11 protein-coding genes are annotated in these 12,871 nt (G+C 70.7%); 8 read left to right on the top strand and 3 right to left on the bottom strand.

Annotation, left to right across the window (positions count from 1 at the left end; all coding sequences use genetic code 11):
• Positions 1-82: 82 nt before the first annotated feature.
• Genes HQQ79_RS17560 through HQQ79_RS17550 form a run of 3 tightly spaced genes read left to right on the top strand, consistent with a single transcriptional unit; the run spans position 83 to position 3,215 of the window.
• Positions 83-1,402 carry an ABC transporter substrate-binding protein gene (locus HQQ79_RS17560; RefSeq protein ID WP_173035937.1) on the top strand — a complete coding sequence of 440 codons (1,320 nt, stop codon included), beginning with the start codon at positions 83-85 and terminating at the stop codon, positions 1,400-1,402.
• Positions 1,399-2,367 (top strand): carbohydrate ABC transporter permease, encoded by a 969-nt coding sequence (locus HQQ79_RS19245; RefSeq protein WP_171907805.1) that lies wholly within the window; start codon positions 1,399-1,401, stop codon positions 2,365-2,367. The genes HQQ79_RS17560 and HQQ79_RS19245 overlap by 4 nt, the downstream gene beginning before the upstream one ends.
• Entirely contained in the window at positions 2,367-3,215 is an 849-nt protein-coding gene (locus tag HQQ79_RS17550; protein WP_027464448.1) for a carbohydrate ABC transporter permease, read from the top strand. The genes HQQ79_RS19245 and HQQ79_RS17550 overlap by 1 nt, the downstream gene beginning before the upstream one ends.
• 95 nt (positions 3,216-3,310) lie before the next feature.
• On the opposite strand, the gene HQQ79_RS17545 is transcribed toward HQQ79_RS17550, so the two are convergent.
• Positions 3,311-3,757, bottom strand: a complete 447-nt coding sequence (locus tag HQQ79_RS17545) for a MarR family transcriptional regulator (RefSeq protein WP_173035935.1) — start codon at positions 3,755-3,757, stop codon at positions 3,311-3,313.
• 121 nt (positions 3,758-3,878) lie between these two features.
• Here HQQ79_RS17545 and HQQ79_RS19240 point away from each other — a divergent pair, with 121 nt between their 5' ends.
• On the top strand, positions 3,879-4,862 hold the full coding sequence (locus tag HQQ79_RS19240) for a helix-turn-helix domain-containing protein (RefSeq protein ID WP_173035933.1): 984 nt from the start codon (positions 3,879-3,881) through the stop codon (positions 4,860-4,862).
• Positions 4,863-4,875: 13 nt separating this feature from the next.
• On the opposite strand, the gene HQQ79_RS17535 is transcribed toward HQQ79_RS19240, so the two are convergent.
• A complete protein-coding gene (locus HQQ79_RS17535; RefSeq protein WP_071246046.1) occupies positions 4,876-5,919 on the bottom strand; it encodes a LacI family DNA-binding transcriptional regulator in 1,044 nt (347 codons plus the stop codon).
• Between the two features lie 146 nt (positions 5,920-6,065).
• Between HQQ79_RS17535 and HQQ79_RS17530 the strand changes: the two genes are divergently transcribed.
• The 4 genes from HQQ79_RS17530 to HQQ79_RS17515 all read left to right on the top strand — a co-directional run bounded on the left by HQQ79_RS17530 (position 6,066) and on the right by HQQ79_RS17515 (position 11,795).
• Positions 6,066-7,361: an ABC transporter substrate-binding protein gene (locus tag HQQ79_RS17530; RefSeq protein WP_173035931.1), complete on the top strand. Its 1,296-nt coding sequence runs from the start codon at positions 6,066-6,068 to the stop codon at positions 7,359-7,361.
• A gap of 2 nt (positions 7,362-7,363) precedes the next feature.
• Complete coding sequence (locus HQQ79_RS17525) at positions 7,364-8,386, top strand: carbohydrate ABC transporter permease (RefSeq protein WP_027464452.1); 1,023 nt, start codon at positions 7,364-7,366, stop codon at positions 8,384-8,386.
• Positions 8,386-9,267: a carbohydrate ABC transporter permease gene (locus tag HQQ79_RS17520; RefSeq protein ID WP_017886791.1), complete on the top strand. Its 882-nt coding sequence runs from the start codon at positions 8,386-8,388 to the stop codon at positions 9,265-9,267. The genes HQQ79_RS17525 and HQQ79_RS17520 overlap by 1 nt, the downstream gene beginning before the upstream one ends.
• Before the next feature lie 116 nt (positions 9,268-9,383).
• On the top strand, positions 9,384-11,795 hold the full coding sequence (locus HQQ79_RS17515) for a glycoside hydrolase family 3 N-terminal domain-containing protein (protein ID WP_173036032.1): 2,412 nt from the start codon (positions 9,384-9,386) through the stop codon (positions 11,793-11,795).
• An 84-nt stretch (positions 11,796-11,879) separates the two neighbouring features.
• On the opposite strand, the gene HQQ79_RS17510 is transcribed toward HQQ79_RS17515, so the two are convergent.
• Positions 11,880-12,806, bottom strand: coding sequence for a glycosyl hydrolase family 18 protein (locus HQQ79_RS17510; RefSeq protein ID WP_173035929.1), 927 nt, complete (start codon positions 12,804-12,806; stop codon positions 11,880-11,882).
• Positions 12,807-12,871 lie beyond the last annotated feature (65 nt).

Raw genomic sequence — 12,871 nt, 5'->3', positions numbered from 1 at the left:
AACCGCCGCCTGACGGACAGACCAGGCTCCGCCTGGTTGTGTGGACGTACAGGTTCGCAGCACCACACGTCGAGGAGGACGGATGGCAATCGACCGGAGGACGTTCATGCTCGGGGGAGCGGGGGTGCTGCTGCTCGCCGGTTGCTCCACCCGACCCGAGCGCACGAGGGTCGAGGACTGGCCCACCGAACCGCCCGAGGGTGAGGCGACGATCAGCTGGTGGGCCGGGCAGGTCGCCTCGAAGGACGGCGGTGACCTGCGGCGGAGGCTCATCGCGGAGTTCCAGAGGGAGCACCCGAACATCCGGGTCCGGATCGTCAGCGCCCCGAGCGACACCGACACGAACCGCACCAGCCTGACGACCCAGATCGCGGCCGGCAGCAGCACGCCGGACGTCTACCTCGGTGACGTCGCCTGGCCCGGGCAGTTCGCGAAGAACAAGCTCGCGACCCCCGTGAACCAGCTCGTCGGCGAGGACTTCTTCGACCAGTTCCCCGAGGGCCTGCGGCTGGCGGCGAGCGTCGACGGGACCTACTACATGTTCCCGCTGTACATCGACGAGTCGTTCTTCCTGTACCGGAAGGACCTGCTCGCGAAGCACTCCCTGCAGGTGCCGGGGTCGTGGGAGGAAGTGCGCGAGACCGCCGCGAAGCTCGTCGACACCGGCGACGTGTCGTACGGGTTCGCGTTCCAGGGCGACGTCTACGAGGGACTGACCTGCAACGTCACCGAGTTCGTCGCCGACGCCGGCGGGTCGCTGCTCAACGACGACCTCACGAAGCCCGAGACGACGAGCTCCGAGACCAAGCGCGCGTTCGAGTTCATGCGGTCGCTGGTGAAGTCGGGAGCGTCGCCACGGGCCACCCTGACGTACCAGGAGCAGGACACCAACGACGCCTTCTCCGGCGGCCGTGCGGCGTTCCTGCGCAACTGGTCGTACGCGTGGGGGATCGCGAACGGCCCGGACAGCCGGGTCGCCGGCAAGGTGGGTCTCGCCGCCCGGCCGACGTTCGACGGCATGGACGAGCACCACTCGACGATCGGCGGGTGGGGGAACTACATCAACCCGCACACCCAGGAACCCGCCGCGGCACTGACCTTCGCGCGCTGGATGTCGAGCGAGACCGCGCAGCAGTTCCTGACCCGTGAGGGCGGGGTCCTGCCGGCCCGGTCGGCGAGCCTCGTCAGCGCGGACGCGAAGCGCCAGGAGCGCCCGACCTACGACACGGCGGCGGGCATCACGCTCGTGCCCCGTCCGACCTCGACCGCCTACTACCCGAAGGTCTCGCAGGGCGTCTACCAGAACGGCAACGGCATCCTCGGCGGGCAGGCGTCCGTCGACGGCGGCACCAGCGCGATGGCCTCCGCCATCTCGCTCGCCCTGCAGGGAGCGGCGCTGTGAGCGCCGGCACGGCGACACGACCGGCACGGCCTGGAGGCACGGGTCGCGTCGATCCGCCGCCCCGGCCGACGGGGCGGTCGCGTCTCGACCGCATCCGCTCGCGGGGCGCGTGGGGCTTCGCAGCCCCGGCGCTCCTGGTGGTCGCGGCGGTGACGATCTTCCCGGTCGTGTACTCGGTCGTCCTGAGCTTCGCGGACGTCGAGGTCGGGTACGAGGGCTTCACGATCCAGTCGTTCGGGTTCGACAACTACGCGGCCCTGCTGCAGAGCGCCGACTGGTACCGAGCGCTCGGCTTCACGGTGCTCTACACGGTGGTGACGGTGTCGGTCGAGCTCGTGCTCGGCATGCTCGTCGCGCTGGTGCTCGAGCGCCTCGGGGCCACCCGCGGCTGGATGCTCGCGCTCATGCTCATCCCGTGGTCGCTCGTCACCATCGTGAACGCGCAGCTGTGGAAGTACATCTACGACAGCACCTACGGCGTCGCGACGTGGTTCTTCGGGTTGTTCGGGGACGCCCCGGTGATCCTCGGCGAACCGGTGCCCGCGATCACCGGGCTGATGGTCGCGGACATCTGGAAGACGACGCCGTTCGTCGCGATCATCCTGCTCGCCGGACTCGTGCAGATCTCCGAGGACCACTACGAGGCCGCCGAGCTCGACGGCGCGAGCACCTGGCAGACGTTCTGGCGCGTGGTGCTGCCGCAGCTCACCCCGACCCTGACGATCGCGGTGCTGTTCCGCATCCTGCAGGCGTTCGGCGTCTTCGACCTGCCGTTCGTGCTGACGAACGGCGGCCCGGGCACCGCCACCCAGTCGCTCGCGATCATGGGCTACAAGGTGCTCTTCCAGGACATCAACATCGGACCGGGCGCGGCGATCGCGACCTCCACCGCGGTCATCGTCGCGGCGGGGTGTCTGCTGTTCCTCCGGGCGTTCCGGAACCAGGCGAAGGGAGGGGACGACTGATGCCCCGTCAACGTGTGCGCAAGGGCTGGCGGAAGTGGGTCAACACCGTCAACGTCAGCGGTGTGGTCATCGCGGTGCTCACCGCACTGCCGCTCTACTGGCTCGTCACGACGTCGCTCAAGCCGGCGTCCGAGATCGGGCAGTCGCCGCCCACCGTCTGGCCGCAGTCGTTCACCTTCGACAACTTCGTGGTGGCCTTCCGCGACAACGCGCTGGGCCAGTACATGGTGAACAGCGTCATCGTGTCGGTGTCGACCACGGTGATCGTGCTCGCGCTGGCGTTCCTCGCCGGGTACGCCCTGGCCGGCCGGTTCATCCGGGGGCGCACGGCGATCATGACCTCGCTGCTCATGCTGTCGGTGTTCCCCGCGATCGCGGTGCTGACGCCGCTGTACCTGCTCGAGCGCAACCTCGGGCTGCTCAACTCGTACCCGGGCCTGATCGTGCCGTACGTGGCCTTCAACCTGCCGTTCGCCATCTGGATCATGCGGAACTACCTGCAGGGGATCCCGTCGACGATCGAGGAGGCGTCCGAGATCGACGGCGCCGGGGCGTGGCGGACCGTGCTGTCGGTGATCCTGCCGATGGCGAAGCCTGGCCTGTTCACGGTCGGCGTCTTCACCTTCACGGCGTCGTGGAGCGAGTTCCTGATGGCACTGACCTTCAACAGCGAGAACTCGTTCCGGACGATCCCGGTCGGCATCGCGCTCTTCGGGACGCAGTTCACGGTGCCGTTCGCGCAGATCTTCGCCGCGAGCGTCGCTGCGACGGTGCCGATCGTCATCCTGGTGCTCGTGTTCCGTCGCTCGATCGTGTCCGGCCTGACCTCCGGAGCCGTCAAGGGGTGACGGGTGTCCGGCATGCGGAGATAGGTAGGGAACTTACCTAGCTGCGCATGCTGGACATTCGTCCGGGCGTCGTCCTGACCGCCCGTACCCTGCCGTCAGGGGCTCGGTGCGCCGAGATCGACGGCTGCGACGATGCGGTCGATGATCCGCACGAACCTGGCCCGCTCCCGTTCCGAGAAGGAGGCCATCAGGTCGTGCAGGTGCTTGTTCGTGCCGTCCATCGCGCGCGCGTAGTCGCGGCGGGCAGCATCGGTCAGCTCGATGTACCGGCTGCGGCCGTCGTCGGGGTTGGGGACACGGCTGATGTGTCCGCTGTGCTCGAGTCGGTCCACCATGCCGGTGACCGCCGGGCCGATGAGCCCCAGGTGCTTCGACAGGTCCTTCACGCGCACCGTCCGGCCCGCTTCCTCGGCGCGCGAGACGAACTGCAGCAGCGTCAGGTCGCCGCCGGAGACACCGAGCTCGTCGCGCAGCCGACCGCGCAGTTCGGAGACCGCGGCCTCGAGCCGGGTCAGCGCCGCGTCCAGGTCGACATCGCTCACGACAATGCCCCCTTCGCACGGGTCTCGTCCGGGTCACGATACGCCGCAGTCACCGCCCCAGCGTATCCACATAACGCGGAGCGTGGAACGGTGCGGGTGGCGATGACGGATTCGGGGCACCGTGGCTGACCCCGTCCCGACTCCACAGTCCGCTGCACGCGCCGGGGAACCGGTCCGTTTCGAGGTCTCCGGCGGGGACCCCGACTCGGCCGAGCGCGACCTCGCCGCCGTCCACGGCGCCGATCGGTGGTCCGTCCGGCGCCTCGACGACGACTTCTCGTACCGGTACACGGCCGTCGGGGACTCCGACGTGAGCATCCGGCGTTCGCAGCTCCGCGGTGCCGTGCGCGGCTCGGTGCCCGTCGGTGCCGACTACGTGGTGACGTGGATCACCAGCGGGACCGCGCACCTGGACTCCGGGCGCGTCCGGATGGAGTTGCGCTGGGACGTCCCCGTGCTCCTACCGCCCGAGGACGACTTCGTGTTCACGGCTGAGGACCACGACCAGCGGTTGGTGCACTTCGGGCGGGAGTACGTGCACCGCGTCGCGTTCGAACACCTGGAGGTCGAAGCGGCACCACTCCGGTTCGACCCGACCCGCATGCCCGAACCGGAGACCGCCGAGCGCTGGCAGGGGGCGCTCGTGGCGCTGTCCCGGGCACTGCGCGCCGAGGGCCCCGACTCCGACGCGTGGCACGAGGCCAAGCGGTCGGCGGCCACCGCGTTCCTCGACACCTTCCCGCCGCAGGCCGACGACCTGCCCGCGGTGCTCGGCCTGCCCCGGAACGCCCGGCTGCGGGCGGCGGTGGAGTACATCCACGCGCACGCCGCCGAGCCCGTCACGGTCCAGGAGCTGTCCGAGGTCGCCGGCCTGAGCGTGCGGTCGGTGCAGGAGTCGTTCCGCCGGGTCTTCGACGTGTCGCCGCTGACCTACCTGCGCGAGGTCCGGCTCGACCGCGTGCGCGGGGAACTGCTCGAGCTCGACCCCCAGGCCGGGGTCGTCGGCGACGTCGCCCGACGGTGGGGGTTCGCCCACCTCGGCCGGTTCTCCGCGGCGTACGCGGCCCGGTTCGGCGAGTACCCGAAGCAGACCCTGCGGCGCTGACGGCGGCGGGTGCTCAGCGGCCGGACGCCGGCCTCGGCGCGGGGCCCGTGCTCGCCCGCACCCGCAGGGTCGTGGGGAGCCGGACGTGGTCCGTGGTCGGCTCGCCACGGAGCATCGTCAGGAGCATCTGGACGGCGTGCGACCCGAGCTCGGCGAGCGGCTGCGACACCGTGGTGAGCGGCGGGGTCGTGGTGGACGCCTGCGGCACATCGTCGAAACCCACGACGGACAGGTCCTGGGGGACGCGGAGCCCGACCTCGGCCGCGGCGCGGAGCACGCCGATCGCCGACGAGTCGTTCGCGGCGAAAACCGCGGTGGGGCGGTCGGCGAGGGTCAGGAGCTCGCGGGCGACGGCCGCGGACTGGTCCTCCTGGTAGCCGCCGTCACGCAGCAAGCACTCGTCGACCGTGATGCCCGCGGCCGTCAGGGCCGAGCGGTACCCGGCGGCGCGCAGCTGGGCGGAGGCCAGGTCGGCGCGTCCCTGCAGGTGCGCGATGCGGGTGTGTCCGAGCGACAGCAGGTGCTCGACCGCCTGCACCGCGCCGGCCTCGTTGTCGGCGTCGACGGTGGCGTGCCCCTCCGGCCCGGTGTGCGGGTCGATCGCCACGACGGGGATCGACGAGCTCGACAGTGCCGTGGTCGGGGTGACGACGATCGCGCCGTCGATCAGGGTGCCGGACAGGCGGGACAGCGACCGGCGCTCCCACCCGGGTCGGTCGGCGCCGGTCATCAGGCCGGCGTAGGCGAGGAGCTCGTAGCCGGTGCCGGTGGCCGCGCGCGAGATGCCGCGGAGCAGCTCCGTCGAGAACGGCTCGAACTCGGGCACCAGGATGCCGACGACCCCGGTCCGCGAACTCCGCAGGCTCCGGGCGACCAGCGAGGTCTCGTACCCCAGGTCGTCGACCACCTGCTGCACGCGGAGCATCGTGGCGGGTGCGACCCCGTCGCGCTGGTTGATCACCTTGGACACCGTCGGGATCGAGACCCCGGCCACCCGCGCCACGTCGCCGATCGTCACCCGGCCGGCACCGGGACGCGCGCCGAGTGCCGAGTCCATGTGCACACCGTACCGCTGCGGCACCATGTGATCGGTAAAGAAAACGTTATCGATATCGATTGACATCGACCTGGAGCAGCAGGCATGCTCTCCGCAGCGGCAGTCGATGTCGCGCATGTCAACGACGACACTTCAGGAGTTCCACGATGACGAGGAAGATCCGTGCCGCGGCAGCCATCGCGCTGATCGGGGCCACAGCACTGGTGGCCAGTGGGTGCTCGGCGGGCAGCGATGCCTCCGAGGACGGCGGGAAGGTCACGATGACCTTCTGGCACAACTCGACCACCGGACCGGGCAAGGCCTACTGGGCCTCGACGGTCAAGGCGTTCGAGGAGAAGTACCCGAACGTCACCATCAAGACCCAGGCGATCCAGAACGAGGACCTGGACGGCAAGCTCCAGACCGCCCTCAACTCCGGCGACGCCCCCGACGTGTTCCTGCAGCGCGGGGGCGGCAAGATGGACGCGATGATCGCTGCCGGGCAGCTCATGGACATCTCCGACTCCATCAGCGCCGACGCGAAGAAGTCCATCAGCGCGGGCACGTTCGCCGGGTACGAGAAGGACGGCAAGACCTACGCCATGCCGGGCGCGGTGCTCCCCGAGGGCATCTGGTACTCGAAGGACCTGTTCAAGGAAGCAGGCATCGAGGGCACGCCCACGACCATGGACGAGCTGAACGACGCGATCACGAAGCTCAAGGCCAAGGACATCGACCCGGTCGCCGTCGGCGCGAAGGACGCCTGGCCGGCCGCCCACTGGTACTACAACTTCGCGCTCCGCGAGTGCAGCCAGAAGACCCTCGAGGACACGGCGAAGTCGCTGAAGTTCGACAACGCCTGCTGGACGAAGGCCGGCGAGCAGCTCGAGGACTTCAACGCCACCAAGCCCTTCAACGACGGCTTCCTGACCACCGCAGCACAGCAGGGTGCCGGCAGCTCCGCCGGTCTCCTCGCCAACCACAAGGCGGCCATGGAGCTCATGGGCGCGTGGGACCCGGGCGTGATCGCGTCGCTGACGCCGGACGCCAAGCCGCTGCCCGACCTCGGCTGGTTCCCGTTCCCCGCGATCGACGGTGGCAAGGGTGACCCGAAGTCGATGATGGGTGGTGTCGACGGCAACTCCTGCTCGGCGCAGGCCCCGAAGAAGGCGTGCACCGACTTCCTGAACTTCATCGTGCAGAAGGACAACCAGGAGGGCTACTACAAGGCCTTCAACGCCATCCCGGTGAACAAGGAAGCCCAGTCGGTCGTCGACTCGGACTACCTGAAGACGGCCCTGGCCGCCTACCAGGAGGCCCCGTTCGTCTCGCAGTACCTCGACACCCTGTACGGCCAGAACGTCGGCAACGCGCTGAACACCAGCGTCGTCGACCTGCTCGCCGACAAGGGCAGCGCGAAGGACATCGTCGAGACCACCAACCAGGCTGCGGCCAAGGGCTGAGCATGACCCTCGACACCTCGCTCGGTACGACTCCGACCACCGGGTCGGACACGGCCGCGGGGACGTCCCCGGCGGGGAGCGGTTCGCCGCTCCCCGCCGGTCGGCGGACCAAGCGCCGCATCGCGGACTGGCGGAAGCGCGTCGAGATCGCGGTCCTCGCCGGACCCGCGGTCATCGTCTTCGTCACGTTCGTGATCCTGCCCGTGGCGCTCGCCGCCTACTACGGGTTCTTCAAGTGGCAGGGCTACGGCCCGCCCACCGACTTCGTCGGGCTGCAGAACTACCTGATCATCTTCCAGGACAAGGCGTTCCACGCGGTCCTGATGCACAACGGCTTCATCGTCGTGCTCTCGCTGGTGCTGCAGGGGCCGATCGCGATCGTGCTCGCACTGCTGCTCAACCAGAAGATGCACGGCCGAGGACTCGTCCGCGTGCTCGTCTTCGTGCCGTACGTCATCTCCGAGGTGATCGTCGGCACCGGGTGGAGCCTGATGCTCCAGTCGAACGGCGCCGTGAACGACCTGTTCCAGAGCATCGGCCTGGGCGGCCTCCGTGCGGACTGGCTGTCGAACCCCGACATCGCCATCTGGACGCTGCTCGTGATCATCTCGTGGAAGTACATCGGCTTCGCGGTGATCCTGTTCCTCGCCGGCCTGCAGAGCATCCCCGAGGAACTGTTCGAGGCCGCCGCCATCGACGGCGCCGGCTACTGGCAGATCCAGCGGCGCATCACGCTGCCGCTGCTCGGTCCGACCATCCGCATCTGGGCGTTCCTGTCGATCATCGGCTCGCTGCAGCTGTTCGACCTCGTCTACATCATCTGGGGGCAGTACATCGCGTCGACCGCGGGCACCTCGACGATGGCGACGTACATGGTCGCCAACGGCCGGACCTCGGGCAACTTCGGCTTCGGCAGCGCCGTCGCGGTCGTGATGTTCGTGATCTCGCTCGTGGTCGCCCTGATCTACCAGCGCTTCGTGCTCCGCCGCGACACCGCGGGTGCACTCACCGAGAGGAAGAACTGATGGCCACCACGAGCATCGTCGCCCCCGGGCGCCGGGCCGTGCGGGAGCGCCGGTCCAGTGCCGCGATCGGACGCGCGAACCCGCTGACCTACGTCGTCGCGATCCTGTTCGTCGCCGCCAACCTGGCACCCGTGCTCTACATCGTGCTGGGCGGCTTCCGGACCAACTCGCAGATCACCACGAGCCCCGCTGGGCTGCCGGCACCGTTCGAGTTCGGCAACTACGGGTCCGTGCTGTCGAGCGGCATCTTCTGGCAGCAGCTCGGCAACTCCACGATCAGCGCCGTCACGACCACCCTCGGGGTCGTCGTGCTCGGGCTGATGGTGAGCTTCGTGCTCGCCCGCTACCGGTTCGCCGGCCGCGGGGCGCTCTACGCCCTGTTCGCCGCTGGTCTGATGTTCCCGATCACCGTCGCGATCACCCCGCTGTACCTGCTCGTCAAGGACCTCGGTCTGACGAACAGCCTGGCCGGCGTGATCCTGCCGCAGATCGCGTTCGCGCTGCCGACCACCGTCATCATCCTGGTGCCGTTCCTGCGGGCGATCCCCGACGAGCTCGAGGAGGCCGCGTCGATCGACGGAGCGAGCCGTCTCGGGTTCTTCTTCCGGATGGTCGTACCGCTGTCGCTGCCCGGCGTCGTCACGGTCGGCATCCTGGCGTTCATCGCCAGCTGGAACAGCTACATCCTGCCGCTGTTCATCCTGAACAACGAGGCCGCGTACACGCTGCCGCTCGGGGTCCAGTCGTTCTCGTCGCAGTACTCCGTCGACACCGCCAAGGTGCTCGCGTTCACCTCGATGTCGATGATCCCGGCGCTCGTGTTCTTCACGATCTTCCAGCGCCGCATCGTCGGTGGCCTGACCGGGGCGGTGAAGGGGTGACCGCGACGGACGCGACGCAGACCGCCGGACGCGACCCGCGCCTCCAGGCCGACAGCGCGACGGACGCGACCGCGACGGACGCGACCGCGACCACCGCCGGACCCCGCGCCGACGCCCTGCTCGCCGTGATGACCCTCGACGAGAAGGTCGCGCAGCTCGTCGGTTACTGGCTCGACCAGAACGGCGTCGTCGCCCCCATGCAGGGCGAGATGGCGGCCGTGCAGCAGGGCAGCACCCTGGCGGACATCACCCGCGACGGCATCGGGCAGTTCACCCGCGTCTACGGCACCCGTCCCGTCGAACCCGACGAGCGTGCCGCCTGGCTCTGGGCCGAACAGCGCCGCCTGCAGCGCGAGACCCGGCTCGGGATCCCGGCACTCGTCCACGAGGAGTGCCTGACCGGACTCGCCGCGTGGAAGGCCGCGACGTTCCCGACCCCGCTGGCGTGGGGTGCGTCGTTCGACCCGGAACTCGTCGAGCAGGTCGGCGCCGCGATCGGTGCGTCCATGCGCCAGCTGGGCGTCCACCAGGGGCTCGCACCCGTGCTCGACGTGATCCGTGACCCCCGCTGGGGCCGGGTCGACGAGTGCATCGCCGAGGACCCGTACCTGGTCGGTACGGTCGGCACCGCGTACGTGCGCGGGTTGCAGTCCGCCGGGGTCGACGCGACCCTGAAGCACTTCCTCGGGTACTCGGCGTCGCAGGCGGGGCGGAACCACGCCCCCGTGCACGCCGGGGCCCGCGAGGTGGCCGACGTGTACCTGCCGCCGTTCGAGATGGCGCTGCGCGACGGCGGCGCCCGGAGCGTCATGAACTCGTACGCCGAGATCGACGGCGTGCCCGTCGCGGCGAACGGCGAACTGCTCACCGACCTGCTCCGCGACCGGCTCGGCTTCGACGGCACCGTCGTCGCGGACTACTTCTCGGTGGCGTTCCTCGAGGTCATGCACGGCATCGTCGCCGACCGTGGCGAGGCCGCGGCGCTGGCGCTCGAGGCCGGCATCGACGTCGAGCTCCCGACCGGTGACGCGTACCTCGCGCCGCTGGTCGAGCGGGTCCGCAGCGGGCAGGTGGACGAGGCCCTCGTCGACCGCGCCGTGCTCCGGGTGCTCCGGCAGAAGGAGCGGCTCGGCCTGCTCGAACCGGACGCGTTCGCCGAGGACGCTCCCACCGGGATCGACCTCGACACACCGCTGCACCAGGCGCTCGCACGGCAGCTGGCGGCGAAGTCGCTCGTGCTGCTGTCGAACGACAGCGGCACCGCCGACAGCGGCAGCGCTGACGGCGGCAGCGCTGACGGCGGCACCGCCGACGGCGGCAGCGCTCGCGCCACCCCCGTCCTCCCGCTCGCGCCGGGGGCCTCGGTCGCGGTCATCGGCCCGAACGCCGACCGCGCCGAGGCCCTGCAGGGCTGCTACTCGTTCGCCAACCACGTGCTCGCCTCGCACCCCGACCTGCCGCTCGGCTTCGCGATCCCGACCGTCCGCGAAGCCGTGGCCCGGGCCCTCGGCCCGTCGGCGGTCCGCTTCGCAGCGGGCTGCGCCGTCACGGGCGACGACCGGGCCGGCTTCGCCGACGCGGTCGCCGTGGCTTCCGCCTCGGACGTCGCTGTGGTCGTCGTCGGCGACCAGGCCGGACTCTTCGGCCGCGGCACGGTCGGCGAGGGCAACGACACCGAGTCGCTCGACCTGCCCGGCGTGCAGCGCGAGCTGGTCGAGGCCGTCGTCGCGACCGGGACCCCCACCGTGATGGTGTTGCTCACCGGCCGACCGTACGCGATCGGCTGGGCGCTCGACGGCGACCAATTGCGTCCGGCCGCGGTCGTGCAGGCGTTCTTCCCGGGCGAGGGCGGCGGGCTGGCGATCGCCGACCTGCTCACCGGCGAGGCCTCACCCTCGGGCCGCCTGCCGCTGTCCCTGCCCCGGTCCGCCGGTGCGCAGCCGTTCACGTACCTGCACCCGCGGCTCGGCGGTCCGTCCGACGTCACCGCCGCCGACTCGACGCCGGTGCGACCGTTCGGCTTCGGCCTCGGCTACACCGACTTCGCCTACGACGAGCTCGTCGTCGACCAGGACGTCCGCTCCGACGGCGTCTTCACCGCGTCGGTGACGGTCCGGAACACCGGGTCCCGTGACGGCGAGGACGTCGTGCAGCTCTACGGGCACGACGTGCACGGCAGCGTCACCAGGCCCGAGGTGCAGCTCCTCGGGTACGCGCGGGTCGCGCTCGCCGCGGGGGAGTCCGCGCGGGTCCGCTTCCGCGTCCCGGTGCAGCGCTTCGCGTTCACCGACCGTCGGATGCGCAAGGTGGTCGAGCCCGGCGACGTGCAGGTCTGGGTCGCGTCGCACGCGGCGGCGTCACGGCCGGGAGGCCCGGTGGCAGCCGGCGGGATCGTCGCCTCGGGCGACGGTCCGGTCCGACACCCCGTCCCCGGCACCGCCACGGAGCGCGCCTCCGTCGCGGTCACCGGCGCGGTCCACGAGGTCACCCCGGGCGACCCCCGCCTGGTGGAGTGGTCGCTCGTCTGACCGGCTGACGGATCACGCGCCCCGGGGCGTGACCGGGTGACGGACGGGAGGCCCGTGGCGGCGTCGCCACGGGCCTCCCGTCCGTCAGCGGGTCGCGGTCACCCGAGGCGGTTCGATCCGGTCGGACAGGTCCAGTGACCAGACGGCGACGCCCGTCAGGCCGAGCCGCTCCGCCAGCGCGACCCGCTCGCGCAGCGAGCGTGCGTCGGACCACCAGAGCACCTCACCGCTCGGCAGGGTCGCGGTCCACTCGCCGGCTGTCGCGTCCCACCGGGCGGTCGCGCCCGCCTTCCGGACCCGGAGCCGGGCCTGGGCGTCGGAGAGCTGATCGGCCGGACGTTTCCCCTTCCAGTGGTAGCCGTACCCGGCGACACCGAGCACGATCTGGTCGCGGGGGGCGAGGGTCGCGAGTGCGCGGGCGGCCTTGGACGACCACGCGAGCGACCCGACCGGGCCGGGCGCGTCCGGTTCCCAGGGGCCGTGCTGGTCGTAGGCCATGAGCGTCAGGTGGTCGAGCGGGGCGCGGAGGGCGCGCACGTCGTAGCCCATGCGGGCGTACCCGGCGGCGGTGGTCGACGCGGACAGGGCGATGTCGAGCCGGACGTCGTCGCCGACTGCGGCCCGGAGCTCACGGGCGAAGGCGGTGAGACCGGGCTTCTCGGCCGAGGTCAGCGCCTCGAGGTCGATCATGATCGAGTCCCAGCCGCCCGAGGCCACGTCGGCGGCGAGTGATCGGACGACCCGGGCGCGGTTCGCGGGCGAGGTCAGGAGCTTCCGCGCGATCGGCTCGCTGAAGTCGCCGTCGGCCTCGGAGTAGTTGCTGACGAGCAGCTGCGCGGTGAGCCCGTCGGCGTGTGCCCGGTCGCGCTGGGCCTCGGCAGCGTGCGACGGGGCGGTGACCTTCGAGCCAGTGCGGTTCAGCAGCAGCCCGTCGACGCCGACCACGTCCATCGCGGCGGCGCTCGCGTCCACCAGGGCGGTGTCGGCGTTCTCGGGCTGGAAGCCGGTCACGTCGAACCCCTCGGCCCGGGCGGTGGTCGGGGTCGTGCAGCCGGCGAGTGCGAGTCCTGCGGAGA

The sequence above is a fragment of the Curtobacterium sp. VKM Ac-2852 genome (assembly GCF_013205045.1).
GTDB lineage: Bacteria > Actinomycetota > Actinomycetes > Actinomycetales > Microbacteriaceae > Curtobacterium > Curtobacterium flaccumfaciens.
This window is presented reverse-complemented; position numbering and strand designations above follow the sequence as displayed.

Coding starts and splice junctions, on each gene's coding strand:
- HQQ79_RS17560 (WP_173035937.1), top strand. CDS start 83: ATGGCAATCGACCGGAGGACGTTCATGCTCGGGGGAGCGGGGGTGCTG.
- HQQ79_RS17550 (WP_027464448.1), top strand. CDS start 2,367: ATGCCCCGTCAACGTGTGCGCAAGGGCTGGCGGAAGTGGGTCAACACC.
- HQQ79_RS17525 (WP_027464452.1), top strand. CDS start 7,364: ATGACCCTCGACACCTCGCTCGGTACGACTCCGACCACCGGGTCGGAC.
- HQQ79_RS17535 (WP_071246046.1), bottom strand. CDS start 5,919: ATGGACTCGGCACTCGGCGCGCGTCCCGGTGCCGGCCGGGTGACGATC.
- HQQ79_RS17530 (WP_173035931.1), top strand. CDS start 6,066: ATGACGAGGAAGATCCGTGCCGCGGCAGCCATCGCGCTGATCGGGGCC.
- HQQ79_RS17520 (WP_017886791.1), top strand. CDS start 8,386: ATGGCCACCACGAGCATCGTCGCCCCCGGGCGCCGGGCCGTGCGGGAG.